We start from the raw sequence: 26,451 nt of genomic DNA on the forward strand, positions 1-26,451 counted from the left end.
GGCAGCTTCACCGCAAAAACTCAGGGCTGGAATGCCCCGATAAAAATCGCCGGATCCACCCGTGCATCGTTCAGGCTGATATTCCAGTGCATGTGCGGGCCAGTTGCCCGGCCCGTGGAGCCGACTTTGCCGACGACTGTGCCGCGCTTGAGTTGCTGGCCGACCTTCACGTCGACCTTCGACATGTGGCAGAACATGCTGATGAAACCCTGGCCGTGATCGACGAACACGGTGTTGCCATTGAAGAAGTAATTGCCGGTGAGGATCACCTTGCCAGCGGCCGGAGTCTTGATGGGTGTGCCGGCGGGCACGGCGAAGTCCAGGCCGGCGTGGGGGTTGCGTTCTTCGCCGTTGAAGAAGCGCCGCACGCCGAACTTGCTCGACATCGGACCATTGACCGGCTTGTCCAGCAGCAGGTTGCTGGGGATGTTCGGGCTGAAGCTGCGATAGGCCTTCAGTTGCACGGCCAGTTCGGCGTTGATGCGTTTGAGGTCCGCCGGGTTCGGATTGACCTGACGCTTGTTCTTCAGGGTGATGTGTTGCTCGGGGTACTTTTTATAGCCGACCACGAACGGCTGGGTGCTGCCGCCACTGCTGATCTGCTGGGTGCCGGGCTTGACCGTCAGCGGGATGCCGACAATCGCCAGCCAGTTGTCCTTTTCCTTGACCACCAGCACCGGTTTGCCCTGGTAACTGGCTTTTGGCGCCTGGGCCGCGCTGCCCAGGTCCACCACGGCCACGCCGCCGGGCACCGGTTTGTTCAGCAGGCGGGTGATGTAACTGTCGGCGTTGGCGTTGAAGGTCAGGCACAGCAAGAGCAATGGGGCGAGATATCGCGGCATGAATCAATCCAATAGAGAAAGGGTGACCGGCGTCAGGTGATTGTCTTCGACCCGCACCAGCAGTTCGCCTTCACCGAGCCGCGCGGTCAGGCGCTGGCCGGTTTGGGTCTGCGCGGCGTTGCGGATCGCCTGGCCGCGTTCGTCGAGCAAAATACTGTAGCCGCGGCCGAGGGTCGCCAGGGGGCTGACGATGTGCAGCGTCTGCATCTGGTTTTGCAGTTGCAGGCGTCGCGCCTTCAGGCCCTCGCGCATGGCCCGGGGCAGGCGCGCGGCGAGGCTGTCCAGGCGTTGGCGCAGCAGTGCCAGGTGCCGCCCCGGATGTTGCGCGGCCAGGCGGGTTTCCAGGCGGATCAGGCGTTCGCGGCGGGTATTGAGGCTGCGCTCGAAGGCCCGGCGCATGCGCATGTCCAGGTCGTCGAGGCGCTGGGCTTGCTGGCGCAGGCGCTCACCGGGGTGGCGCAGGCGTCGGGTCAGGCCTTCAAGGCGCAGTTGATCGCGCATCAGGCGGTCGCGCATGCGCATCACCAGCCGCCGGTGCAGGCTTTCGACCCGGCGCACCAGGTCGCCGGCATCGGGGGCCAGCAGTTCGGCAGCGGCGGACGGGGTCGGGGCGCGCACGTCAGCGACGAAATCGCTGATGGACACGTCGGTTTCATGGCCGACGGCGCTGACGATCGGCGTGACGCAGGCGTCCACCGCCCGGGCCACGGCTTCTTCGTTGAAGCACCACAAGTCTTCCAGTGAGCCGCCGCCTCGGGCCAGGATCAGCGCATCGAACCCCCGGGCATCCGCCAGTTTCAGCGCGCGGACGATTTGCGCGGTGGCTTCGCGGCCCTGTACGGCGGTGGGGATCAGCGTCAGGGAAATCTGCGGCGCACGGCGGCGGAACACGCTGATGATGTCGCGGATCACCGCGCCGGTGGGCGAACTGATGATGCCGATGCGTTGCGGATGGGCCGGCAGCGGCACCTTGCGCTCGGCGCTGAACAGGCCTTCGGCGCTGAGCTTTTCCTTGAGCGCATCGAAGGCCAGGCGCAGGGCGCCATCGCCGGCCGGTTCCACGGTGTCGAGAATCAGCTGATAGTCGCCGCGCCCCTCGAACAGTGAGACCTTGCCGCGTACTTTCACCGCCAGTCCGTCTTTGAGGGCTTGACGCACCCGCGCGGCATTTTGCCGGAAGAGTGCGCAACGCACCTGGGCGCCGCTGTCCTTGAGGGTGAAATACACATGGCCGGAGGCAGGGCGGGCAAGGTTGGAAATTTCGCCCTCGACCCAGATGTTGCTGAACACATCTTCAAGCAGCACCCGCGCACGGCCGTTGAGCTGGCTGACAGTCAGGACCTCGCGGTCCAGGCCCAGTCGGGCAAAGGGATCTTTAATCATGGGCAGCATGATAAGGGCATTCGCGGCTCAATCTCCATGTTCACCGAAAAACCTTCCGGGAATTGGCGCGGTACAATGCACCATTGCCCATAGGTTCAAGGTGGGCGCGGGCTTGCTCGTCGCCACCCGTAGATTCGCCGCAGGATGTCCCATGAATTCGCAAAGCATCATCGTCCCGAAAATTTCCTCCTTGCCGGTCCACGAGCCTCGGGCCCGGGCGGTTGTGCGCTGGCTGATGCGCAAGAATATCGTCGAAGAACAACTGACCACCTGCGGGCGTACCGGCAATCGCATGGCCCACGCCATCGCCCCCGGCGCCCGCGAGGTGGTCATGCACCCTGAGGCCTTGCCGTTTGGCGAACCGGTCAATGGCCTGGAAATCATCACCAAGCGCTGCATCTATACCCCGGCCAAAGGCTTTCTCGAGGAAGCGGGCTGCGCCGAATGCCGCAAGGAAATCGGCGAGGCGCTGTTCGAAAGCCTGGAAGACTGGATGCCGGCACGCACCGACAACTTCACCTGCCCGGAGTGTGGGCATGAAGATGACATCAACGGGTTTCTGTTCCTGCAACCGTGTGGCTTCTCGAATTTGGGTTTCATTTTCAATAACTGGCTGGAGGCGGGGTTCAAGCAGGACTTTATCGACGAGTTTGCCGACTGGCTGGATCAGCCGGTGAGTTGGGTGAAGGTGGAGTTGTAAGAGAGCGATTCCCCCCCTGTGGGAGCGAGCCTGCTCGCGATTGGCGTCGGGTCAGTTGGCACGGTGTTGACCGATACACCGCTATCGCGAGCAGGCTCGCTCCCACAAGGGAATGTGTAGCAATCGGGCAGTGTTTAGCCCCTTCAATCACCCCGGCAATAATAGACAGAGTTTTACATTGAGCCAGAGGGGGTGCATGTATATAATGGCGCGCTTCCATTTTCCCGCTCGGGAGCCCCCGCGATGCTGCGTATCAGCCAAGAAGCTCTGACCTTCGACGACATTCTCCTAGTGCCCGGTTATTCCGAGGTACTGCCTAACGAAGTCAGTCTCAAAACCCGTCTTACCCGTGGCATCGAACTGAATATCCCGTTGGTTTCCGCCGCCATGGACACCGTGACCGAAGCCCGTCTGGCCATTGCCATGGCCCAGGAAGGCGGTATCGGTATCATCCACAAGAACATGACCATCGAACAGCAGGCCGCCGAAGTGCGCAAGGTCAAGCGGTTCGAGGCTGGCGTGGTCAAGGACCCGATCACCATCGAGGCTGACGCCACGGTTCGTGATCTGTTCGAACTGACCCGCATGCACAACATCTCCGGCGTTCCGGTGCTGCACGATGGCGACCTGGTCGGCATCGTCACCTCCCGCGACGTGCGTTTCGAGAACCGCCTGGACGCCACCGTCCGTCAGGTGATGACGCCTAAAGAGCGTCTGGTCACGGTCAAGGAAGGCATCGGCAAGGACGAAGTTCGCGAGTTGCTGCACAAGCACCGCATCGAGCGCGTGCTGATCGTCGACGACAAGTTCGCCCTCAAGGGCATGATGACCGTCAATGACATCGAAAAAGCCAAGGCTTATCCGCTGGCCAGCAAGGACGACCAGGGTCGTCTGCGCGTAGGCGCTGCAGTCGGCACCGGCAAGGACACTGGCGACCGCGTCGCGGCCCTGGTCAATGCCGGCGTCGACGTGGTGGTGGTCGACACCGCCCACGGTCACTCCAAAGGCGTGATCGACCGCGTTCGCTGGGTCAAGCAGAACTTCCCTGAAGTGCAGGTGATCGGCGGCAACATTGCCACCGGCGCTGCCGCCAAGGCCCTGGCCGAAGCTGGCGCCGACGCGGTCAAGGTCGGTATCGGCCCAGGCTCGATCTGCACCACCCGCATCGTTGCCGGTGTCGGCGTGCCGCAGATCAGCGCTATCGCCAACGTCGCCGCAGCCCTTGAAGGCACTGGCGTACCGTTGATCGCCGACGGCGGCATCCGCTTCTCAGGTGACCTGTCCAAGGCCATCGTCGCCGGGGCCTCCTGCGTGATGATGGGTTCGATGTTTGCCGGTACTGAAGAAGCGCCAGGCGAGATCGAACTGTTCCAGGGCCGCAGCTACAAGGCTTACCGCGGCATGGGCTCGCTGGGTGCCATGTCCCAGGCCCAAGGCTCTTCCGACCGTTACTTCCAGGACTCCTCTGCGGGTGCCGAGAAGCTGGTGCCCGAAGGCATCGAAGGTCGTGTGCCGTACAAAGGCACCCTGAGCGCCATCATCCATCAACTGATGGGCGGCCTGCGTTCTTCCATGGGTTACACCGGCAGCGCCAACATCGAAGAGATGCGCACCAAGCCGGAGTTCGTGCGCATCACCGGCGCCGGCATGGCCGAGTCCCATGTCCACGACGTACAGATCACCAAGGAAGCGCCGAACTACCGCGTAGGTTAAGGCCTTCAGCAAAACGTTAATCACCGGGGCTGTTCATTCAGCCCCGAGTTGTTTCTGATTCACTACATGAGAATGAGTCATGGCCCTCGACATTCACGCTCACCGCATCCTGATCCTCGACTTCGGTTCCCAGTACACCCAGCTGATCGCCCGCCGCGTGCGTGAAATCGGCGTGTACTGCGAATTGCATCCGTTCGACATGGATGACGAAGCGATTCGCGAATTCGCGCCTAAAGGCGTCATCCTCGCCGGCGGCCCCGAGTCTGTGCACGAAGCCGACAGCCCGCGTTGCCCGCAAGCGGTGTTCGACCTGGGCGTGCCGGTCTTCGGCATCTGCTACGGCATGCAGACCATGGCTGAACAGCTGGGCGGCAAGGTAGAAGGCTCCGACCTGCGTGAGTTCGGTTATGCCCGCGTCGACGTGGTCGGCAAGAGCCGCCTGCTGGATGGCATCGAAGACCACATCGACGCCGACGGCCTGTTCGGTCTCGACGTGTGGATGAGCCACGGTGACAAGGTCACCAGGATGCCGGAAGACTTCCACATCCTGGCCAGCACCCCGAGCTGCCCGATTGCCGGCATGTTCAACGATGATCGCCGTTACTACGGCGTGCAGTTCCACCCGGAAGTGACCCATACCAAGCAAGGCGGTCGCATCCTGTCGCGCTTCATCCTCGATATCTGCGAGTGCGAAGCCCTGTGGACACCATCGAAAATCGCTGAAGACGCCATCGCTCAGGTTCGCGCCCAGGTCGGCACCGACAACGTACTGCTCGGCTTGTCCGGCGGCGTGGACTCCTCGGTGGTTGCCGCGTTGCTGCACAAGGCCATCGGCGACCAGTTGACCTGCGTCTTCGTCGACAACGGCCTGCTGCGCCTGCACGAAGGCGAGCAAGTGATGGCCATGTTCGCCGAGAACATGGGCGTCAAGGTGATCCGCGCCAACGCCGAAGAGCAGTTCCTGAACAACCTGGCCGGCGAGTCCGACCCGGAGAAGAAGCGCAAGATCATCGGTCGCACCTTCATCGACGTATTCGATGCCGAATCCTGCAAGCTGGACAACATCAAGTACCTGGCCCAAGGCACCATCTACCCCGACGTGATCGAGTCGGCCGGCGCCAAGAGCGGCAAGGCCCACGTGATCAAGTCCCACCACAACGTCGGTGGCCTGCCAGAGGAAATGAACCTCAAGCTGGTCGAGCCGCTGCGCGAGTTGTTCAAGGATGAAGTGCGTCGCCTCGGCCTGGAACTGGGCCTGCCGTACGACATGGTCTACCGCCACCCATTCCCAGGCCCGGGCCTGGGCGTGCGGATCCTTGGTGAAGTGAAGAAGGAATACGCCGACCTGCTGCGTCGCGCCGACCATATCTTCATCGAAGAACTGCGCAAGGCCGACTGGTACCACAAGGTCAGCCAGGCGTTCGTGGTGTTCCAGCCGGTGAAATCGGTTGGCGTGGTCGGCGATGGCCGTCGCTACGCCTGGGTCGTGGCCCTGCGCGCCGTGGAAACCATCGACTTCATGACCGCTCGCTGGGCGCACCTGCCGTACGAGCTGCTGGAAACCGTTTCCGGGCGGATCATCAACGAAATCGAAGGCATCTCCCGCGTGACGTATGACGTGTCGAGCAAGCCGCCGGCGACGATTGAGTGGGAATAAGGTTGATCCACAGCTCTCTGTTTTATAAGTAAAAAACTAGAGAGCCCCAGGTCGAAACAGAATTGCGACCTGGGTGATATTCAGTCAGGCAGGTGACATCGCCAGACGCTACGGGCTTTACCATCAGCCTCAAACAACAAAACCCGCATTGGCGGGTTTTGTTGTTTCAGACGAACACGTTGATCAGAAGTCGTAACGCACGTTCGCAGTGAAGGTGTCGGCGTCGAAACCACTGCTGGTCAGGTAGTTGTACGTCCCTCCCACGCTCCACGCGCCCACGCGGTAGTTCGCGCCCAGTCCCAGCTCGTAGCTGTCGCGCGCCGGTGTCGCGCCTGTGGTGGTGAAGGGGGTACCACCGAGTACGAAGGTGGAGGTGGTGCCGGCCTTGTCGCCGATGAAATCGTGCCAGGCCATCAGCTTGGCTTCCGGTTCCAGGCTGCCCACACCTACGTCAAAAGCGGCCGCCAGACGAGCGCCCAGGCCCATTTCGCCGATTTCATAACGCTGGCTGCCGACGTTGAGGGCGGCTGAGCTACCTTTTTCACGGTACGAATCAATCGACACGTTGGCATAACGCGCACCGATCTGTGGTTCCAGCAGCCACTGCTTGTCGAGCTGGAAAGTGTAGCCTGCCAGTGCGTTGACGCCGAAGATCTCACTGTCGTAGTCGGCCTTGGCGCGGGTACCGGCGATGTAGCGTTTGGACTCGTTGTCGTTCCAGCCATACATCAGCGAGGTGTCGACAAAGAAGTTGTCATGGGTCCAGTTGCCGTACAAGGTCAGTGCATGGCCGCTGACGTCGGTTTTGTGGCCCAGGTCGGATTTAACGTCGCTGGTCAGGTAGCTGTAAGCCAGGCCCATGGTGGTATCGGCGTTGAGCTTGCCGTCGGCACCCACGGCGATGCCGTTGGTGTTGGCGTCGTAGCCGTCGATACCGTGGCGGCTGTCCTGGTTGGCATCGCTGGACAGCGCTTGCAGCCATACGCCTTGTTCTGCCAGGACGTCACCGGAGGACAGACCGCTACGCGCTTTGCTGGCGCGGCGGTTGATGGCACTTGCGACCAGGTTCTGGCTGTTGGTGGCGGCGTTGATCGCCCCGCGGCTGACGTCCGGGGTCAGGGTTTCGGCAAGTTCGGCCAGATCTTCACTGGTGGCGGCGTTGGCGAAACGCTGGAATACCGGGTCACTTTCGTCCAACTGGCCCATGACCGTGTTCTTGAACGGATTGATGGCGTTCACCGCGTTGCTCGAACCACGGGCACCCAGCAGGTCTTGCGTGATCGCCTCATCACTGCGGGTGGCAACCAGTGCTTTCACGTCCTGACCTTCAATGCCGAAGTTCCTCACCTCAAGCAACGCCGAGGAGGAAACCACGGACAGGTTCTGCGGGTCTTCCCAAGTGCCAGAGTTGATGAGGGTGTAGCGGGTGCCCGACGTGCGGAAGTCGTCGGAGCGAGCCTGCAGTTCGATCTGGCTGCCAGGAGAGAAGTAGGTATTGCCGGTGACTTTCAGGATCGGCGTGTTGGGCAGTGTGTTGTTATCCAGCAGCAGGCGCAAACGCGCAGTCTCGCTGTCCATGTCGAGGTCGCCCACAATCGTAGTCTGCGGGCGAAGCAGAGTCAGGCGGCCCCCGTCGATATCGACGAAACCGGCGCGGATGGTCGAGCCATCGAACATCGCGTCCCCTTGCACCAGCACACCACTCAGGCCCAGCAGGTCACCCTTGACCTGACCACCTTGCCAGTAGAAATACGAAGGGGAGGCATTGTCGTCCGCCAGAATTGCTGCGGTGCCGCCTTCGATCAGGCCACCTGTCTGCCTGATGGTGAGGATGTCGAAACCGCCGGAGGTGTCGAGACTGCGAAAATGGATACCGACTCCATCGGCGGAGATAGTCCCGCTGTTGTTGATATCGCTCTTGAAGGGAGCGCCTGTCATCTGACCGGTAAAGCGAGCGTTCTCGATCTCGATACCCGCAGAGTCGATGCCACGAGCGGTGATAGTGCCCGAGTTATTGATGTTCGCCTGGGTCGAGGTGATCATCATGCCGTTGGCATCTTCGCCAGTCACAGTGATGTTGCCGTTGTTGTTCACTTCGCCAGCGATATTCGCCAGATACAGGTCCAGCCCCATGGCGCCATTGCCGCTCACCGTAATGTCGCCATGATTTACCAGATCGCCAGCGACGTTGGAATTGAGGGTCATGGCGATGCCGGCCGGGATGTCGCTGGGGTTCGCGGCCGTCAGGTTGATGTTGCCCTGGTTGACCAGGTTGCCCGCCAGGGTCACGTCGGTCAGCTCTACGCCAGCGTTTTGCGACGTCCCGGTGAAGGTGGCGTTATTGAAAACGTCACCGGAGCTGCTGTATGCCCCTGTGCTCAGGTCGTGGTTGAAGTCGGGTGCGGGTGCGGCATGGACCGTGGCAGTGGCAGCCGCGATGGACAGCGCCAACAACGAGCGGCGCAGGTGGGAGATGTTCAAGACAGTATCCTTACAGGGTAGAAACTGACAGAGAACAACCTGCGCGTCAGCGTCTGTTTTAGGCTTCCCTGCCAGCTTGTCAGTGAAGTGCTGATTCAAGCGCGGTGAAATTTACACGATGCTTGTAGGGCAAATCACCATAAAAAGAATAAATGACGAAGAAAAAGCTAAAAAATGCGACGTTACAGTTATTTTTTGAGGCTTTATAGGGTTATTCAGCAATAAGCGGAACTTAAGGTCACCGTTGTGGTCACGCCCGGGTCAGGCACTAGGGGGAATAGTGTTCGGATGTTTTTAAACGGACGTGCCCACCCTTAATCTCAGGATTCTCATGTGCCAATGGAATTTTGGCCCACCGGCTCCATGTCGCTTCCCACCCCCTATCATGGCTGGCTCCTGGTACATGGACGTATTGGGAAAGGGGCGAGCCCAGCGCCTGTTGGTACCTATCAGCTAAACGACCTGGAACAATCAGGTCTGCTTCTCCGATGAGATGACGCTGGGGCAATAAGGCGAGTCGACTACGATAGTCCAGCGGATCCAGTGAACCGTCGAGTGGCGACAGTCCTTTCATCGTCGCCCACAGACGTGGACTGAGATTGCCAGCAAGGGTTTGCACCTGAGTAACATCATTGCGCTGTGCCGCTAACAATAATGCGAGAGCGGCTCCACCTGAATACCCCACCAGTTCGAACTCCCTATTGCCATATCGCTGTTTCAGTTGGTCCAGCGCCTGGCTGAGACGGGTGACCACTTCCTGAGAAAAGCGGCGATTGGTCCAGAGTGCTGAATGACAGGCTGCGGCCATGACGAACTGGCAGGGGCGTGCCAGGTACGCGTTCGGTGTCGGATCATCGACCGCCAGTCGTGGCACTAACAGATTGTGCGGGCTCGGATCCAGGCTGGGTTGAGTGGCCGTCGCCCAGGAATGGCCATCGCCTTCCAGGTAGACACGCAGGCGAGTCATCTTTTCCCCAGTGTGCGGCGCAAGTATGAGGAGGGGGAAGGCGTGGCCTGGCAAGACCTCCCATTGTCGCCCGTGCTCTTCAGCCAGTTGTTGCAGTGCCTCGCGCGGCGATTGGCAGGCGATGAGAAGCGCGCTGACCATCACCATCCAGGCTTTATAGAAGCCGGCCAATGTCCCACGACAGGAAAAGTATCTACTCATCATCTGTCGTAACACACCTTGGCAATTGGCAGCATCGGCATTGAAGTCGGCATTGGCAGTGTAGTTCTTGGTTAAGTTAGGGCAGCGATGGCAGGATGTGGCGACCAGCCTATCCCAGTTCGAAGCGCTGCCATTTATAGATCCGATTTCGATCCCCAAGTTGCTGATTCAACGCAGCAGATGCGCGAAGAGTCTCTTATCTGCGCATGCTGCACGAATGACCACCGTATCGATGTGTACAGGAAAACCCTGTGGATAACCTCTCCAGGGTTTTTTCATTTTGACTGGCCTTACTATTTCTCATCTGCGGGTCTCCTGAGGAAAGCTTCTGTCAAGCGGTTTTCCCGTCACGTTTCGCTACGATTACCGTCTCAGCGGGGGCCGAGAGGCGCTTATCATCGGGCGGTATGGCCTGCGGGTATCGCAGCTATTGAAGAGCGGGCCAAGGTTGTCGATTGACAACCTAGTGGGCCATGCGAATACTGGAGATCACGGATAAGTCGTCCCTCGCACCCGAAGAAAGAGGTCGAAGAAGTGCTTAGGCATGCCGAAGCGCAGGGCTGGCGTGTAGTAGTTGGCGGTAGTCACGCCTGGGGGCGGCTTATTGTCCTTATAACGATGAGGACTGCCGCTGCGGTGAGTTCTGCATTACGTCGATATGGAGCACGCCAAAGAACCCTGGCAATCACGCGCGAGCATTGCGGCGCGTTGTGGACAATTGCACTGCGCATCGTAATTGGCGCGAAGCTGATGACGGTGCTGAGGACTAGGAAATGGAATACACCTTTACCTTGAAATATCAGCTCGCTGGTGATGACTGTCCCGCGGATGAACTGGTCGAGCGGCTGGGTGAGGCTGGCTGCGACGACGCTCTGGTAGGCATTGGGCAACCGGGGCGGCTGGCGCTTGAGTTCACTCGGGAGGCTGCGGATGCGATCAAGGCCGTGCTTAGCGCCCTGGGCGATGTCCGCCGCGCGGTGCCGTCGGCCAAACTGATCGAGGTTGCTCCTGATTGGGTCGGGCTGACCGACGTAGCCGAAATCGTAGGCGTATCTCGACAGAACATGCGCAAGCTGATGTTGGCTCATCCTGGCAGCTTCCCGACGCCTGTGCACGAAGGGAGTTCGTCTATCTGGCACTTGGCAGACATCCTGACCTGGCTGCAGGCCAAGGGCAGCTATTCACTTCCCAAGCACGTGTTGGATCTGGCGCAGGTGGCTTTGCAGGTCAACGTTGCGAAAGAGGGGCGGCGGTTACCTGGCTTGGCTGCCAGAGAGTTGGAAGCTTTGGTTGGGTGACCGTCTGAACCGCTTGGGGCGCCATTAGGCGCCCTTGTCGCATCTGACGATCATGGCTCGACCGGGTGGCGCGACAATCCTTCACTTAATATTTCTCAATTGCAGGTGTATCGTATTCGCCTTTTGCGGGCCCCAGGGTCCGCCGCAGATTCAAGAGGTGGTCGCTTCATGTCCTTTACCCGTCGCCAAATACTCGGTGGCCTGGCCGGTCTTGTTGTCGTGGGCGTAGGGGCGGGGGGCGCGTCGCGGTATTGGTTGGGCAAGATGGCCGATGCCGAGGCCGGTCACGACTATGAATTGATCGCCGCGCCCCTGGACGTGGAGCTGGTGGCCGGGCACAAGACCCAGGCCTGGGCTTTTGGTCCGTCGGCACCGGGTACTGAATTGCGGGTGCGTCAGGGCGAATGGTTGCGGGTGCGCTTCATTAATCACCTGCCGGTTGCGACCACCATTCACTGGCACGGTATCCGGCTGCCGCTGGAGATGGACGGCGTGCCGTATGTCTCGCAATTGCCGGTGCTGCCGGGTGAATACTTCGATTACAAATTCCGCGTGCCGGACGCCGGCAGCTATTGGTATCACCCCCACGTCAACAGCAGCGAGGAGCTCGGTCGCGGGCTCGTTGGGCCTTTGATTGTCGAGGAGCGTGAGCCCACCGGCTTCAAATACGAACAAACCCTCAGCCTCAAGAACTGGCATGTGGATGAGCAAGGCGAGTTCGTCGCCTTCAGCATTCCCCGTGAAGCGGCGCGTGGAGGGACGGCCGGGCGTCTGTCGACTATCAACGGCGTGCCGCTGCCGGTGATTGATCTGCCGGCCGGGCAGATCACTCGGGTACGCTTGCTGAACCTGGACAATACCCTGACCTACCGCATCAACATTCCTGGCGTCGAGGCGCAGATCTACGCCCTGGACGGTAACCCTGTCGCGCCGCGCCCGCTGGGCAAGGAATACTGGCTGGGTCCGGGCATGCGCATTTGTCTGGCGATCAAGGCGCCGGCGGCCGGGGAGGAGTTGTCATTGCGCAATGGTCCGGTGCGGCTGGGCACTTTGCGCTCCGTGCCCAACAACGAGGCGCCGGCCCAGTGGCCGCCCGCGCTGCCACCTAACCCGGTGGCCGAGCCGGACCTGGCCAATGCCGAGAAACTCAACTTCAATTTCGAGTGGGTCGGTTCGGTGTCGGTCAATGTCGACAACGGCAAACCACCGAGTTTGTGGCAGATCAACGGCAAGGCCTGGGACATCACCGACAAGACCTGCGCCGACCGGCCAATCGCCACGTTGAAAAAAGGCCAGAGCTATATTTTCGAATTGAAGAACATGACTCAGTACCAGCATCCGATCCATTTGCACGGCATGAGCTTCAAGGTGATTGCATCCAACCGGCACAAGGTCATCCCGTATTTCACCGACACCTATCTGCTGGGCAAGAACGAGCGGGCGCAGGTGGCGCTGGTGGCGGATAACCCAGGCGTGTGGATGTTCCATTGCCATGTGATCGACCACATGGAAACCGGCCTGATGGCCGCCATCGAGGTGGCGTGATGCGCCAGATTCGCCCCGCCAAAATCATCGACCGCAGCCGTGACCAGGATTTCATGCGCGAAGCCCTGAGCCTCGCCGCACAAGGCGCGGCTTTGGGTGAAGTGCCGGTGGGCGCGGTGCTGGTGCAGGACGGTGAGATCATCGGCCGCGGCTTCAACTGCCCGATCAGCGGCCACGACCCCAGCGCCCATGCGGAAATGGTCGCCATCCGCGCCGCCGCCCAGGCCGTGAGCAACTATCGCCTGCCCGGCAGCACCCTCTATGTGACGCTGGAGCCGTGCAGCATGTGCGCCGGCCTCATCGTTCACTCGCGCATCGACCGGGTCGTCTACGGCGCCCTGGAGCCCAAGGCCGGCATTGTGCAGAGCCAGGGGCAATTTTTCAGCCAGGGGTTTCTGAATCACCGGGTGATGTTCGAGGGCGGGGTGTTGGCTGAAGAGTGCAGTGCGGTGTTGAGCGAGTTCTTCAAGGCCCGCAGAGCCAAATCCCAAGACTGACGCTGTACCCTGTGGGAGCGGGCTTGCTCGCGAAAGCGGCGTGTCAGTCACATAGATGTTGAATGGTCCGCCGCCATCGCGAGCAAGCTCAGCTCCCACATGGGGTCCCGGGTGTCCACAGATCCTGCGTTCACCACAATCCCTGTGGGAGCTGAGCCTTGCATTCATGTTGAATGTGCTGCCGCCTTCGCGAGCAAGCCCGCTCCCACAGAGGGGGGTTGTGGTACCAGGGCGATTTATTTCCGCGCCACAATCACCGCCCGCATTGGCGCCGGCAGTCCTTCGATGGTTTTGCTGTGGTCGGCGGTATCGAGAAAGTCGCTAAGCGACTGATACTTCATCCACTCGGTGCTGCGCTGTTCTTCCACGGTGGTCAAGCTCACGTCCACACAGCGCACATCGCTGAACCCGGCGCGGCGCAGCCAGCGTTCCAGGGCCGGTACCGAGGGCAGGAACCACACGTTGCGCATCTGTGCGTAACGGTCCTCGGGGACCAGCACCTGATGTTCGTCGCCCTCGATCACCAATGTTTCCAATACCAGCTCTCCGCCCTTGACCAGGCAATCCTTGAGCGCCAGCAAATGCTCGATCGGCGAGCGGCGATGGTAGAACACGCCCATGGAAAACACTGTGTCGAAGCCTTCCAGCTCCGGCGGCAGCGCCTCGAATGGGAAAGGCAGGTGCCAGGCGTTGGGCTGCGAGAGGTAGCGCTGCACCGCCTGGAACTGGCAGAAGAACAGCCAGTTGGGGTCGACGCCGATCACCGTGTCGGCACCGGCACCGAGCATCCGCCACATGTAATAACCGTTGCCGCAGCCCACATCGAGGATGCGCTTGCCCACCAGGTCCAGGTGCGGGGCGACCCGCGACCACTTCCAGTCCGAACGCCATTCGGTGTCAACGTGCACGCCAAACAGGTCGAAAGGCCCTTTGCGCCATGGCGACAGGCCCATCAGCGCCGTACGCATTTGTGCTCGGGTTTCGTCGCTGCAATCGGTGTCGAGGGTCAGGCCGTTCAGCAGGTCAATCCGGGTCGGTTGCAGCACTGGCAAGGCATCGAGGGCGCTCTGCCAGCGCTCCAGGTCGCCATGACCCTTTTCCATTTTGCTGTCCAGTTGCGTTTGCAGCGTCGCGGCCCAATCGGCCAGAGGTGTGCCGGCCAGATGGCGGGCCAGGGGAGACAGATCAATCATGGCAGGGCAATCAACGAGGCAAAATTAAGACACTGGAACCACGGCACGACTTTCGAGAAACCGGCCGCCAGCAGGCGTTCGCGGTGTTCTTCGAGACTGTCGGGCTTCATGACGTTTTCGATGGCGCTGCGCTTCTGGGCGATTTCCAGCTCGCTGTAGCCGTTGGCGCGCTTGAACGCCACATGCAGGTCGTTGAGCAGCGCGTGCTCTTGTTCATCGTTAAAGCGCAGCTTCTCCGAGAGGATCAACGCACCGCCGGGCAGCAGGGACTGGCGGATGCGGCTCAACAAGGCGGTACGCTGATCCGGCGCGATGAATTGCAGGGTGAAGTTCAGCGCTACCACCGAGGCCGGCTGGAACGTCAGGGCGAGGATGTCGCCTTCGATCACTTCAACCGGCAGCAACTCCTGGAACATCGAGTCCTGGCCGTTAAGGTACTCGCGGCAGCGCTCGACCATGGCCGCCGAGTTATCCACCGCAATCACCCGGCAACCGTCGGTGCGCACATGGCGGCGCAGGGCCTGGGTCACCGCGCCCAGGGACGAGCCCAGGTCGTAGAGGACGCTGCCCGGCTGGGCAAATTGCGCGGCGAGCACGCCCAGGTTCTCGACGATGGTCGGGTAACCCGGCACCGAACGCTTGATCATGTCCGGAAACACCCGCACCACGTCCTCGTTAAAGGCGAAGTCAGGCACCTGGGCCAGGGGCTGGGCGAATAGACGATCGGGTTCTTTGCTCACGGCAGTTCCAGCGGCATGGGTGGTGAAAAGGCCGGCATTTTAACCAAAAAACCTCTGGGAGCGAGCCTTTGTGAGCGCCGGGCTTGCTCTCTGGTTCAGTGGTTTTTTTGAGTGAAGGCCGACGCCGCAATGCCCCACTGGCCCAGCCAATAACTGATGATGATCAGGTAAGGCGCGGCATGAAAGGGCGCCACGAACCGGTTTATGCCAATGACGCTGTCGGAAAACACAAACGCCAGAGCCCCGGCAGCGGCCAGCCAGGCCGAGCGCTCGGGGACTGCAGTACCCAATCGCGCCAGCGCACGCCAGAGCATGGCGCTGATGGCCAGGCCATAGACAATCACCGGGACGAGCAAAGGCCCCAGACCGCTCGATATCAGAATCCCCAGCAGCGTTGCGCCAAGCCCCAATGCCAGGGCCAGCGATAGCAACGCCGGACGGCGACAGTCGCTGAGGTAGGCTTTCAGATAGGCCAGGTGCGCCAGCAGAAACGCGCCAAGGCCGAACACGAACAGATCCCCGGGCCAAGCCAGCAGCACATCGCCCACCAGCGAGAAAATCAGGCCCAGGCTGATCCAGCGTCGATATTCGCTGGGTGGCGCATCGTGCAGCCAGCCGAGCAGGGCCAGCACCGGCATCGGCTTGACCAGCAGGCACAGCAGGGTGGCATGCACAGTGAGCCCGTACACATAGGTGGCCGCGCCCATCAATGCAAGGATCAGCCAACCCATGGTCAATTCACCGAAATGGCGCAGTCGAAGGTTTCCACCGGCGGCACTTCAGGTGCCCAGGGCTGTTGATAAGTCAGGCGCAAGCGACCGGTTCCGGCAGCAAATGCCTGGAAACGCCAGGTTGATACCCCGGCCGCGCCGACGATGCCGGCGTCTTCCGGGTTGCGGTAAACCTCAGGCCCCAAGGCCTTCAGCACGCCGCCAGCCGAATCCTGGACCGCCCAGCGATAACCGGTGCTGGGGTTGCTGGGCAAATTCAGGATCAGGTTCTGGCCGTTAGTGAGCTGCACCGGGCACTGGCTCAGTTTTTCCACGGTCACGTTGTGTTTCGGTTGCGTGGCGCAGGCACTCAGCAGGGCGAGGCTGAAAGGGACGAGCAGGCGGGTGAGGGACATAAGGGCTCCGGCATTCACGACGAACGGCGAGCATAACCGAAGATGCTACTGGGTGTGTCAGCGGGGCATGTGTTGGATCTCATGGCCTTATCGCGAGCAGGCTCGCTCCCACAAGGGTTTGGTGTGGATCACACATGTTGTGAACAACACAAAGCCACTGTGGGAGCGAGCCTGCTCGCGATGAGGCCCGCACAAGCGCTACAGGACTATCAGAACAACACCTTGACCACATCGGCAAACCGCTTGGCGAAGTGCACGGTGACGCCTTCCTTGAGGTAGTCCGGCAGTTCTTCGAAGTTGCCCCGGTTGGCTTCCGGCAGGATCAGCTCATTGATTTTCTGCCGTCGCGCCGCGATCACTTTCTCGCGCACCCCACCAATGGGCAGCACGTGCCCGGTGAGGGTCAGTTCGCCGGTCATGGCCACGCCTTTTTTCGGCGCCTGGTTGCGAGCCAGGGACAGCAAGGCGCTGGCCATGGTCACCCCGGCACTCGGACCGTCCTTGGGGGTGGCGCCTTCCGGTACGTGCAAGTGAACGAAGGCTTCGTCGAAGAACTTCGGATCGCCGCCAAACTGCTTCAAATGCGAGCTGACGTAGCTGTGGGCGATTTCCGCTGACTCTTTCATCACCTCCCCCAGTTGCCCGGTGAGCTTGAAGCCGCGATTGAGCGTGTGGATGCGCGTCGCTTCGATCGGCAGAGTCGCGCCGCCCATGCTGGTCCAGGCCAGGCCGGTAATCACACCGATGCCGGACAGCACTTGCTCGTTGCGGAACACCGGCTTGCCCAGCGATGCCTCAAGGTCCTTGGGCCCGAGCTTGATCACGGCGTTCGGGTCGTCGATCAGTTTCATCACCGCCTTGCGCACCAGTTTGCCCAGCTGTTTCTCCAACTGCCGCACCCCGGCTTCACGGGCATAACCGTCGATCAGGGCCTTGAGGGCGCTGTCGGTGATATTCAGGCTGCCTTTGGACACGCCGGCCTTGGCCAGTTGTTTGGGCCACAAATGGCGCTTGGCGATGGCGACCTTTTCTTCGGTGATATAGCCCGACAGGCGAATCACTTCCATCCGGTCTAGCAGCGGGCCAGGGATCGAGTCCAGGGTGTTGGCGGTGCACACGAAGAGCACTTTCGACAGGTCCAGGCGCAGGTCCAGGTAGTGATCGAGGAATTCGACGTTCTGCTCCGGGTCGAGGGTTTCCAGCAAGGCCGAGGCCGGATCGCCCTGGTAGCTCTGACCCATCTTGTCGATCTCGTCGAGCATGATCACCGGGTTCATCACTTCGACATCTTTAAGCGCCTGCACCAGCTTGCCCGGTTGAGCACCGATGTAGGTGCGCCGATGGCCCTTGATTTCGGCTTCATCGCGCATGCCGCCGACGCTGAAACGGTAGAACGGCCGACCCAGGGTTTCGGCGATGGACTTGCCAACACTGGTCTTGCCCACCCCCGGCGGCCCCACCAGCAGCACGATGGAGCCGCTGATTTCGCCTTTATAGGCACCCACGGCGAGAAACTCGAGGATGCGGTCCTTGATGTCCCCCAGCCCGGCATGGTGCTGGTCGAGCACCTTGCGCGCGTGCTTGAGGTCGAGCTTGTCCTGGCCATACACGCCCCACGGCACCGACGTCGCCCAATCGAGGTAATTGCGGGTGACGGCGTATTCCGGCGAGCCGGTTTCCAGGATCGAGAGCTTGTTCATTTCCTCTTCGATGCGCTTTTGCGCCTGGGCCGGCAAGTCCTTGCCCTCCAGCCGCTGCTCGAATTGTTCGATATCGGCGCTGCGATCGTCCTTGGTCAGCCCCAGCTCCTGCTGGATGACCTTCAACTGTTCCTTGAGGAAGAATTCGCGCTGATGCTCGCCAATCTTGTTGTTGACCTCGGCAGAAATCTCCTTCTGCAGCCGCGCGACTTCAACTTCCTTGCGCAGCATCGGCAGCACTTTTTCCATGCGCTTGAGCATGGGGACGCAATCGAGCACTTCCTGCAACTCACTGCCGGTGGCCGAGGTGAGTGCGGCGGCAAAGTCAGTCAGCGGCGACGGGTCGTTGGGGCTGAAGCGGTTGAGGTAATTCTTCAGCTCTTCGCTGTACAGCGGATTGAGTGGAAGCAGCTCCTTGATCGCATTGATCAACGCCATGCCATAGGCCTTGACCTCGTCGGTCGGCTCGCTTGGCTGGTGCGGGTATTCGACTTCCACCAGGTACGGTGGGCGATGGTGCTTGAGCCAGGTGCGGATGCGCACGCGGGTCAGACCCTGGGCAACGAACTGCAGTTTGCCGCCTTCGCGACTGGCGTGGTGCACCTTGACCAGCGTGCCATACAGCGGCAGCGCTGAGGTGTCGAAGTGGCGCGGATCTTCCTGGGGCGTGTCCATGAAAAACAGCGCCAGGGAATGGTGTTCGGATTTGGCGACTAATTCGAGGGTTTCAGCCCAAGGTTCCTCATTGACAATGACCGGCAGCACTTGGGCCGGGAAGAACGGGCGATTGTGGATTGGAATGATGTAGACCTTGTCCGGCAGGTTTTGGCCGGGCAGGGCCAGGCCGGTGCCGGAGGAGGTGTGTTCGATGTGTTCGGAGTCGGCGTAATCGTTCGTGGCTTCAGTAGAGTGCTGGTCGCTCATGGGGCACCTGCGCAATGGAGTATGGGTCTTAGATGGGGCAGGTGAGGGGTGGTTTCAATGGTGGGCGATTGTTAGCTGTTATTTCATTGCAAGGCATTCAGCCTTGTGACAGGTTCGGTGCGGGCCTGTCGCCGGGCCCGCACCGAGGGTTCAGGCGACCCTGTTCAAATCGTTATGGCGCGTCTCTTTCAGGCACAGTACCGCGATCACGCTGAGCACCGCGGCCCCCGAGACATAACCACCGACGTAGCTCAAACCGCCCATTGCCACCAGTTTCTGGGCAAAGAACGGGGCGGCCGAAGCGCCGACGATGCCGCCCAGGTTGTAGGCGGCCGAGGCGCCGGTATAGCGCACATGGGTGGGAAACAGTTCTGGTAGCAAGGCGCCCATGGGGGCGAAGGTCACGCCCATCAGAAACAGCTCGATGCACAGGAACAGCGCCACGCCCAAGGTTGTGCCCTGGGTCAGCAAGGGCTCCATGAGGAAGCCCGAGGCAATTGCCAGTACGCCCCCGATAAGCAATATCGGTTTGCGGCCGTAGCGGTCGCTGGCCCAGGCCGACAGCGGCGTCGCGGCGGCCATGAACAGCACCGCAAAGCACAGCAGGCCGAGGAAGGTTTCGCGGCTGTAGCCGAGGGTGGACACACCGTAGCTCAGGGAAAACACGGTCGAGATGTAGAACAGCGCATAACACACCACCATCGCCGCGGCACCCAGCAACGTCGGCGCCCAGTACTGGCTGAACAGCTCGACCAGCGGAACTTTCACCCGTTCCTGGCGGGCCATGGCATCGGCGAAGACGGGTGTTTCATGAAGCTTGAGGCGCACATAAAGGCCGACGATCACCAGCACCGCACTGAGCAGGAACGGGATCCGCCAGCCCCAGGAACGGAACTGCTCGTCGTCCAGGGTCATGGCCAGGGTCAGGAACAACCCGTTGGCCGCCAGAAAGCCGATCGAGGGCCCCAGTTGGGGAAACATACCGAACCAAGCGCGTTTGCCCTTGGGCGCGTTCTCAGTGGCGAGCAACGCTGCGCCACCCCATTCACCGCCCAGGCCCAACCCCTGGCCAAAACGCAGCACGCACAACAGGATCGGCGCCCAGGCGCCAATACTGGCGTAACCGGGCAGTACGCCGATCAGCGTGGTACACACACCCATCAGCAGCAGGGACGCCACCAGCGTGGACTTGCGCCCGATCCGGTCGCCGAAGTGGCCGAACAGCGCCGAACCCAGCGGGCGAGCGAGGAATGCGATGCCGAACGTCAGGAAGGACGAGAGCATCTGTGCCGTGCCTGAGGTTTGCGGGAAGAACACCGGCCCGATCACCAGGGCCGCAGCCGTGGCGTAGACGTAGAAGTCATAGAACTCGATGGCCGTGCCGATGAAGCTTGCGGTCGCCACGCGGGTGGCGGAGTTCGTCGGCGGGGCAGACACAGCTTCGTTGCAAGTGGTCGTTGTCATGCGGTTATCCCTGACAGTCATGTGCTCCGTTGGAGCTAATTATTATGGTCGAACTCCCTCGGCTCGCTGGCGCGCGCTGGATAAGCGGGTTGAGTATAGGAAGGGGGCTAACGATTCAACAAGAGAGCCCGTACACAATAGCGGCGCTTGCGCACAACCCTGTGGCGAGGGCTTAGGACGCCAGCGGCACCGAACTGTTGTGCCACACCAGCACCTGGCTGACGCGGTTATCCACGGTTTCGATGATTTCCAGCCGATAGCGGCCGATCTTCAGGCAGACCGGGCTTTCGGGAATGGTCTCCAGTGCTTCGGTCACCAGGCCGTTGAGGGTCTTGGGGCCTTCGCAAGGCAGGTGCCAGCCCAGGGTCCTGTTCAGTTCGCGGATCGACGCGGCGCCATCGATCATGAGGCGTCCATCAGACTGGGGATGGACGTGGGGGTTGTCGAGGCTGTGCTCGCTTTCGAACTCCCCGACGATTTCTTCAAGGATGTCTTCCAGGGTGACAATGCCCAGCACTTCGCCATATTCGTCCACCACCATGCCCAGGCGCCGTTGCTGCTTGTGGAAATTCAGCAATTGCAGCTGCAGCGGCGTGCTTTCGGGAACGAAGTAGGGTTCGTGGCAGGCAGCCAGCAGTGCTTCCTGAGTCAGGCTCGCATCCTTGAGCAGGTGGCGGATCTGGCGGGTGTTGAGCACCGCTTCGACCTGGTTGATGTCGCTGTGAAACACCGGCAGGCGAGTGCGGCGGTTCAGGCGCAACTGTTCAATGATGTCGCCGATGGGGTCGTCGAGGTTAATGCCATCGACCTCACTGCGGGGCACGAGAATATCGTTGACGGTAATGTTGTCCAGGGCATGGATGCCGGAAACCGGATGCGGCCGACCGCTGTTGTGTTCGGGTTCGTGATCGTTGCGCGCGGGTGTGGGCATTTCATCGTCGTTTTGCTGTACCACGCTTGCCTGGCGGGCAAACGGACGCAGCAGCAATTGACTGATGCCATTCAACAGCCAGGCAAATGGATAAAGAATCTTCAACGGTACGCCAAGCAAGGCGTTACCCAACGCCAGTACCGCGTCGGGATGGCGGGTGGCCAGGGTGCGCGGCAGGTAATCGGCAAAGACCAGCAAGGCCGCACTGGTACCGAGCCACGCTACCCAGGCGCCGTGTTGCAGCCAGGTAAAAATCGCCAGCAGCGTTCCGATCACCACCGCGAGGGCGCGGCAGAGGGTATTGCACAGAATCAGACTGTCCCGGGGGAAACTCAGCTTCGCCAGCGGTTTGTCACCGGCGCGCGAAGCCTTGCGTTGGGCCAGCAAATGCTGCTGGGCGGCTTCGATGGCCGTGAACAGGGCGGACCAGAGGATCAGCACGACCAGTACAGCGAACAGCGGGCCCACGGGCAACATATCCATCAGAGGCGTCCGTCAGACATGCAGAATGTATTCACGAACCAGCTTGCTGCCGAAGTACGCCAGCATCAGCAGGCAGAAACCGGCCAGGGTCCAGCGAATGGCTTTATGGCCGCGCCAGCCCAGCCGATTTCGGCCCCACAGCAGTACGCTGAACACCACCCACGCCAGGCACGCCAGCAGTGTTTTGTGCACCAGGTGCTGGGCGAACAGGTTTTCGACGAACAGCCAGCCAGAGATCAGCGACAGCGACAGCAGCGTCCAGCCGGCCCAGAGGAAGCCGAACAACAGGCTTTCCATGGTCTGCAAGGGCGGGAAGTTGCGGATCAGCCCGGAAGGGTGCTTGTGCTTGAGCTGGTGATCCTGCACCAGCAGCAGCAAGGCCTGGAACACCGCGATGGTGAACAGGCCGTAAGCGAGGATCGAGAGCAGGATGTGGGCCAGGATGCCCGGTTCTTCATCGATGATCTGTACCGTGCCTGACGGCGCGAATTGCGCCAGCAGCACCGTGGCCAGGCCCAGCGGGAAAAGCAGCACCAGCAGGTTTTCCACCGGGATGCGTGAACAGGCCAGCAGCGTCAGGGCGATCACGGCCACGGCAATGAGGCTGGCGGCGTTGAAGAAGTCCAGGCCCAGGCCAATGGGCGTCATCAGGTGGGTATAAAGGCTGGCCGCGTGGCCGAGCACCGCCAGCACGCCAAGCATGACCAGCAGGCGTTTGTTCGCCTTGGCGCCGGTGGCCAGGCGGGAGCCTTGATAGAGGGTCGCAGCGGCATAAAGACAAGCGGCGGCGAGGGAGGCAAGCAAACTGGGTGACAAGGGGAGCATAAATCCTGTTAGGCAGGCCCGAAAGGCGCTGAGTTTGGCATAGAATCCCCATCGCACGAAAGACCAGCGCAACTGACGGCGAGGTGTGCGCCGGGCGCAGTCTTCGCTATAATCCGCGACCTGCCCACGCCGCAGGCTCGCCGAGCACATTTTTTACGGTCTGGGCCGCCATTATCCCGGTCTTATCTGGGCCTGAAAGGATCGCGCATGTTTGAAAACCTAACCGACCGTCTCTCGCAGACGCTGCGCCATGTCACCGGCAAGGCGAAGCTGACCGAGGACAACATCAAAGACACCCTGCGCGAAGTGCGCATGGCGTTGCTCGAAGCCGACGTCGCCCTGCCGGTGGTCAAGGACTTCGTCAATTCGGTCAAGGAACGCGCCGTCGGCGCCGAGGTGTCGCGCAGCCTGACGCCGGGCCAGGCGTTCGTGAAGATCGTCCAGGCCGAACTCGAAAGCCTGATGGGCGCCGCCAACGAAGACCTGAACCTGAGCGCCGTGCCGCCAGCGGTGGTGCTGATGGCCGGCCTGCAGGGCGCGGGCAAGACCACCACGGCCGGCAAGCTGGCGCGCTTCCTTAAAGAGCGCAAGAAGAAGTCGGTGATGGTGGTGTCCGCGGACATCTATCGCCCGGCGGCGATCAAACAGCTCGAAACCCTGGCCAACGACATCGGCGTGACGTTCTTCCCGTCCGACCTGAGCCAGAAGCCGGTGGACATCGCCCAGGCGGCTATTAAAGAAGCAAAACTGAAATTCATCGACGTGGTCATCGTCGATACCGCCGGTCGCCTGCACATCGACGAAGAGATGATGGGCGAGATCAAGGCGTTGCATGCCGCGATCAACCCGGTGGAAACCCTGTTCGTGGTCGATGCCATGACCGGCCAGGACGCGGCCAACACCGCCAAGGCGTTCGGTGATGCGCTGCCGCTGACCGGCGTGATCCTGACCAAGGTCGACGGTGATGCCCGTGGCGGTGCCGCGCTGTCGGTCCGTGCCATCACTGGCAAGCCGATCAAGTTCATCGGTATGGGCGAGAAGAGCGAAGCGCTCGAGCCGTTCCACCCCGAGCGTATTGCCTCGCGGATCCTCGGCATGGGCGATGTGCTCAGCCTGATCGAGCAGGCCGAGCAGACCCTCGACAAGGACAAGGCCGACAAACTGGCCAAGAAGCTGAAGAAGGGCAAGGGCTTCGACCTCGAAGACTTCCGCGATCAGCTGCAACAAATGAAGAACATGGGTGGCCTCGGCGGCCTCATGGACAAACTGCCGAGCATCGGTGGCGTGAACCTGGCGCAGATGGGCAATGCCCAGGGCGCGGCTGAAAAGCAGTTCAAGCAGATGGAAGCCATCATCAACTCCATGACCCCGGCCGAGCGCCGCGACCCTGAGCTGATCAGCGGTTCGCGCAAACGCCGCATCGCCATGGGGTCCGGTACCCAGGTGCAGGACATCGGTCGCTTGATCAAGCAGCACAAGCAGATGCAGAAGATGATGAAGAAATTCTCCGCCAAGGGCGGGATGGCCAAGATGATGCGCGGCATGGGCGGTATGTTGCCCGGCGGCGGCATGCCGAAAATGTAAAGAATCTGCGCCGGCTGTCATGCCGGCGTTGCCCCGCACGGATGCGGGGATCTCCAGCAAACCCGTGCTGCACGGGAGCTGACCTGCCGTTTTTCATGACGGCTCTATGGCAAATCTTGATCGCATGGCGCCAGGCGCCGGAAAAAGACATTTGCAAAAGTCCGGATATTCCTTAGAATATGCGGCCTTTCGGGCACCTATGCCCGCTGTGCATTTAGATTTGCAGCACCGACTACAGGAACGATGTTCACATGCTAACAATCCGTCTTGCCCTTGGCGGCTCCAAAAAGCGCCCGTTTTACCACCTGACCGTAACCGACAGCCGCAACCCGCGTGACGGTTCCCACAAGGAGCAGGTTGGTTTCTTCAACCCTGTTGCCCGTGGTCAGGAAGTTCGTCTGTCCGTGAACCAAGAGCGCGTAGCCTACTGGCTGAGCGTTGGTGCACAACCTTCTGAGCGTGTTGCTCAGTTGTTGAAGGAATCGGCTAAGGCTGCGGCCTGAGCAATATGAACGCGACGCCAAAAGATGCTGATGATTTGATCGTTGTCGGCAAAATCTATTCTGTTCATGGCGTTCGCGGCGAAGTGAAGGTGTATTCCTTTACTGATCCGATCAAAAACCTGTTGGACTACAAAACCTGGACGCTCAAGCGCGAAGGTAGCGTGAAACAGGTTGAGCTGGTCAGCGGACGTGGGAACGACAAGTTCCTGGTCGCAAAGCTCAAGGATCTCGATGATCGTGAAGAAGCGCGTCTTCTGGCCGGTTTTGAGATCTGCGTGCCACGCAACCTGTTCCCTGAACTGACCGACGGCGAGTACTACTGGTACCAGCTGGTGGGTCTGAAGGTCATCGACCACCTCGGGCAATTGCTCGGGAAAATCGATCACCTGCTCGAGACCGGTTCGAACGATGTCATGGTGGTCAAGCCTTGCGTCGGCAGCCTGGATGATCGCGAACGCCTGTTGCCCTATACCGAGCAATGCGTGTTGGCCGTCGACCTTGCAGCAGGCGAGATGAAGGTGGAATGGGATGCGGATTTCTAAACGTGGCTAATTTGCGCGTTGAAGTCATCACGTTGTTTCCCGAGATGTTTTCCGCCATCAGCGAGTACGGCATAACCAGCCGCGCGGTGAAACAGGAGCTGTTGCAGCTTACCTGTTGGAATCCGCGGGACTACACCACGGATCGGCATCACACTGTGGACGATCGCCCGTTTGGCGGTGGTCCGGGCATGGTGATGAAGATCAAGCCCCTGGAAGACGCTCTGGTTCAGGCCAGAACCGCAGCCGGGGAGGGCGCGAAGGTGATTTACCTGTCGCCCCAAGGCCGTCAGCTGACTCAGTCGGCGGTACGCGAGCTGGCAAATTCGGATGCATTGATCCTGATTGCCGGCCGTTATGAAGGCATTGACGAGCGTTTTATTGAAGCTCATGTCGATGAAGAGTGGTCGATTGGCGACTATGTACTGTCTGGCGGCGAGCTGCCGGCGATGGTCCTGATCGATGCGGTTACACGACTGCTGCCTGGAGCTTTAGGGCATGCAGATTCCGCCGAGGAAGATTCCTTTACGGATGGTCTGCTGGATTGCCCGCACTACACCCGACCGGAGGTGTATGCGGATCAGCGTGTTCCCGACGTGTTGCTAAGTGGCAACCACGCGCACATCCGGCGTTGGCGTTTACAGCAGTCCCTTGGTCGGACCTATGAACGACGCGCCGATCTTCTGGAAAGCCGCTCGCTTTCTGGAGAAGAGAAGAAGCTGCTCGAGGAATATATCCGCGAGCGGGACGATAGTTCACAACGTATCGATGGTAAGTCCGACGACTTGCCTTAGGAGCACAGCATGACTAACAAAATCATTCTTGCACTCGAAGCAGAGCAGATGACCAAAGAAATCCCTACCTTTGCCCCGGGCGACACCATTGTCGTTCAGGTGAAAGTGAAGGAAGGCGACCGTTCGCGTCTGCAAGCGTTCGAAGGCGTTGTTATCGCCAAGCGTAACCGCGGCGTAAACAGTGCATTCACCGTTCGTAAAATCTCCAACGGTGTTGGCGTAGAGCGTACTTTCCAGACCTACAGCCCGCAAATCGACAGCATGGCTGTCAAGCGTCGCGGTGACGTACGTAAAGCCAAGCTGTACTACCTGCGTGACCTGTCCGGTAAAGCAGCTCGCATCAAGGAAAAACTGGCTTAAG

23 protein-coding genes and 1 pseudogene are annotated in these 26,451 nt (G+C 60.7%); 12 read left to right on the forward strand and 12 right to left on the reverse strand.

Annotated elements, in window-relative coordinates; translation table 11 throughout:
• Window positions 1–20 precede the first annotated feature (20 nt).
• A complete protein-coding gene (locus AC3I65_RS04520) occupies window positions 21–842 on the reverse strand; it encodes a peptidoglycan DD-metalloendopeptidase family protein (protein WP_316912647.1) in 822 nt (273 codons plus the stop codon).
• A gap of 3 nt (window positions 843–845) precedes the next feature.
• Entirely contained in the window at window positions 846–2,225 is a 1,380-nt protein-coding gene (gene xseA, locus AC3I65_RS04525) for an exodeoxyribonuclease VII large subunit (RefSeq protein WP_107323227.1), read from the reverse strand.
• Between the two features lie 151 nt (window positions 2,226–2,376).
• Here xseA and AC3I65_RS04530 point away from each other — a divergent pair, with 151 nt between their 5' ends.
• The 3 genes from AC3I65_RS04530 (at window position 2,377) to guaA (ending at window position 6,295) form a co-directional block, all read left to right on the forward strand.
• Window positions 2,377–2,925, forward strand: coding sequence for a sugar ABC transporter ATPase (locus AC3I65_RS04530; protein ID WP_488523496.1), 549 nt, complete (start codon window positions 2,377–2,379; stop codon window positions 2,923–2,925).
• Between the two features lie 243 nt (window positions 2,926–3,168).
• Complete coding sequence (gene guaB, locus AC3I65_RS04535; protein WP_047227487.1) at window positions 3,169–4,638, forward strand: IMP dehydrogenase; 1,470 nt, start codon at window positions 3,169–3,171, stop codon at window positions 4,636–4,638.
• Between the two features lie 79 nt (window positions 4,639–4,717).
• Window positions 4,718–6,295, forward strand: a complete 1,578-nt coding sequence (gene guaA, locus AC3I65_RS04540) for a glutamine-hydrolyzing GMP synthase (RefSeq protein ID WP_139051090.1) — start codon at window positions 4,718–4,720, stop codon at window positions 6,293–6,295.
• Window positions 6,296–6,478: 183 nt separating this feature from the next.
• Here the strand turns inward: guaA and AC3I65_RS04545 are convergent, their stop codons facing one another.
• Window positions 6,479–8,776, reverse strand: a complete 2,298-nt coding sequence (locus AC3I65_RS04545) for an autotransporter family protein (RefSeq protein WP_488523497.1) — start codon at window positions 8,774–8,776, stop codon at window positions 6,479–6,481.
• A 268-nt stretch (window positions 8,777–9,044) separates the two neighbouring features.
• Window positions 9,045–9,944, reverse strand: a complete 900-nt coding sequence (locus AC3I65_RS04550) for an alpha/beta hydrolase (RefSeq protein WP_488524299.1) — start codon at window positions 9,942–9,944, stop codon at window positions 9,045–9,047.
• Between the two features lie 495 nt (window positions 9,945–10,439).
• Here AC3I65_RS04550 and AC3I65_RS04555 point away from each other — a divergent pair.
• The 4 genes and pseudogenes from AC3I65_RS04555 to tadA all read left to right on the forward strand — a co-directional run bounded on the left by AC3I65_RS04555 (window position 10,440) and on the right by tadA (window position 13,284).
• Window positions 10,440–10,714, forward strand: a pseudogene (locus AC3I65_RS04555) (hypothetical protein).
• A gap of 3 nt (window positions 10,715–10,717) precedes the next feature.
• Window positions 10,718–11,242, forward strand: coding sequence for a helix-turn-helix transcriptional regulator (locus AC3I65_RS04560; protein ID WP_288914163.1), 525 nt, complete (start codon window positions 10,718–10,720; stop codon window positions 11,240–11,242).
• A gap of 168 nt (window positions 11,243–11,410) precedes the next feature.
• Window positions 11,411–12,787 carry a multicopper oxidase family protein gene (locus AC3I65_RS04565; RefSeq protein ID WP_076386220.1) on the forward strand — a complete coding sequence of 459 codons (1,377 nt, stop codon included), beginning with the start codon at window positions 11,411–11,413 and terminating at the stop codon, window positions 12,785–12,787.
• Window positions 12,787–13,284, forward strand: a complete 498-nt coding sequence (tadA, locus tag AC3I65_RS04570) for a tRNA adenosine(34) deaminase TadA (protein ID WP_488523498.1) — start codon at window positions 12,787–12,789, stop codon at window positions 13,282–13,284. The genes AC3I65_RS04565 and tadA overlap by 1 nt, the downstream gene beginning before the upstream one ends.
• Before the next feature lie 236 nt (window positions 13,285–13,520).
• Here tadA and cmoB read toward each other — a convergent pair whose 3' ends face one another.
• From cmoB to AC3I65_RS04610, 8 genes are all read right to left on the reverse strand, one after another.
• The gene (cmoB, locus tag AC3I65_RS04575; RefSeq protein WP_488523499.1) at window positions 13,521–14,477 is read right to left on the reverse strand and encodes a tRNA 5-methoxyuridine(34)/uridine 5-oxyacetic acid(34) synthase CmoB; all 957 of its coding nucleotides are present in this window, start codon (window positions 14,475–14,477) and stop codon (window positions 13,521–13,523) included.
• The gene (gene cmoA / locus AC3I65_RS04580; RefSeq protein WP_139051087.1) at window positions 14,474–15,217 is read right to left on the reverse strand and encodes a carboxy-S-adenosyl-L-methionine synthase CmoA; all 744 of its coding nucleotides are present in this window, start codon (window positions 15,215–15,217) and stop codon (window positions 14,474–14,476) included. The genes cmoB and cmoA overlap by 4 nt, the downstream gene beginning before the upstream one ends.
• Before the next feature lie 95 nt (window positions 15,218–15,312).
• Window positions 15,313–15,948 carry a lysoplasmalogenase gene (locus tag AC3I65_RS04585; RefSeq protein WP_445577496.1) on the reverse strand — a complete coding sequence of 212 codons (636 nt, stop codon included), beginning with the start codon at window positions 15,946–15,948 and terminating at the stop codon, window positions 15,313–15,315.
• A gap of 2 nt (window positions 15,949–15,950) precedes the next feature.
• Entirely contained in the window at window positions 15,951–16,343 is a 393-nt protein-coding gene (locus tag AC3I65_RS04590) for a protease inhibitor I42 family protein (RefSeq protein ID WP_107321546.1), read from the reverse strand.
• 209 nt (window positions 16,344–16,552) lie between these two features.
• Window positions 16,553–18,967 (reverse strand): endopeptidase La, encoded by a 2,415-nt coding sequence (lon, locus tag AC3I65_RS04595; protein WP_488523500.1) that lies wholly within the window; start codon window positions 18,965–18,967, stop codon window positions 16,553–16,555.
• Between the two features lie 150 nt (window positions 18,968–19,117).
• Complete coding sequence (locus tag AC3I65_RS04600; RefSeq protein WP_047227498.1) at window positions 19,118–20,431, reverse strand: MFS transporter; 1,314 nt, start codon at window positions 20,429–20,431, stop codon at window positions 19,118–19,120.
• A 172-nt stretch (window positions 20,432–20,603) separates the two neighbouring features.
• Window positions 20,604–21,845, reverse strand: a complete 1,242-nt coding sequence (locus tag AC3I65_RS04605) for an HlyC/CorC family transporter (RefSeq protein WP_488523501.1) — start codon at window positions 21,843–21,845, stop codon at window positions 20,604–20,606.
• A gap of 12 nt (window positions 21,846–21,857) precedes the next feature.
• A complete protein-coding gene (locus AC3I65_RS04610; RefSeq protein ID WP_047227500.1) occupies window positions 21,858–22,670 on the reverse strand; it encodes a cytochrome C assembly family protein in 813 nt (270 codons plus the stop codon).
• A gap of 207 nt (window positions 22,671–22,877) precedes the next feature.
• Here AC3I65_RS04610 and ffh point away from each other — a divergent pair, with 207 nt between their 5' ends.
• From ffh to rplS, 5 genes are all read left to right on the forward strand, one after another.
• Complete coding sequence (gene ffh, locus AC3I65_RS04615; protein WP_047227501.1) at window positions 22,878–24,254, forward strand: signal recognition particle protein; 1,377 nt, start codon at window positions 22,878–22,880, stop codon at window positions 24,252–24,254.
• A gap of 251 nt (window positions 24,255–24,505) precedes the next feature.
• A complete protein-coding gene (rpsP, locus tag AC3I65_RS04620; RefSeq protein WP_003198088.1) occupies window positions 24,506–24,757 on the forward strand; it encodes a 30S ribosomal protein S16 in 252 nt (83 codons plus the stop codon).
• Window positions 24,758–24,762: 5 nt separating this feature from the next.
• Window positions 24,763–25,299, forward strand: coding sequence for a ribosome maturation factor RimM (rimM, locus tag AC3I65_RS04625; protein WP_047227502.1), 537 nt, complete (start codon window positions 24,763–24,765; stop codon window positions 25,297–25,299).
• Complete coding sequence (gene trmD / locus AC3I65_RS04630; protein ID WP_171061421.1) at window positions 25,281–26,090, forward strand: tRNA (guanosine(37)-N1)-methyltransferase TrmD; 810 nt, start codon at window positions 25,281–25,283, stop codon at window positions 26,088–26,090. Before rimM ends, trmD begins: the two co-directional genes overlap by 19 nt.
• Window positions 26,091–26,099: 9 nt before the next feature.
• The gene (gene rplS / locus AC3I65_RS04635) at window positions 26,100–26,450 is read left to right on the forward strand and encodes a 50S ribosomal protein L19 (protein ID WP_003175895.1); all 351 of its coding nucleotides are present in this window, start codon (window positions 26,100–26,102) and stop codon (window positions 26,448–26,450) included.
• Window position 26,451 lies beyond the last annotated feature (1 nt).

The sequence above is a fragment of the Pseudomonas sp. N-1-13 genome, assembly GCF_057787095.1.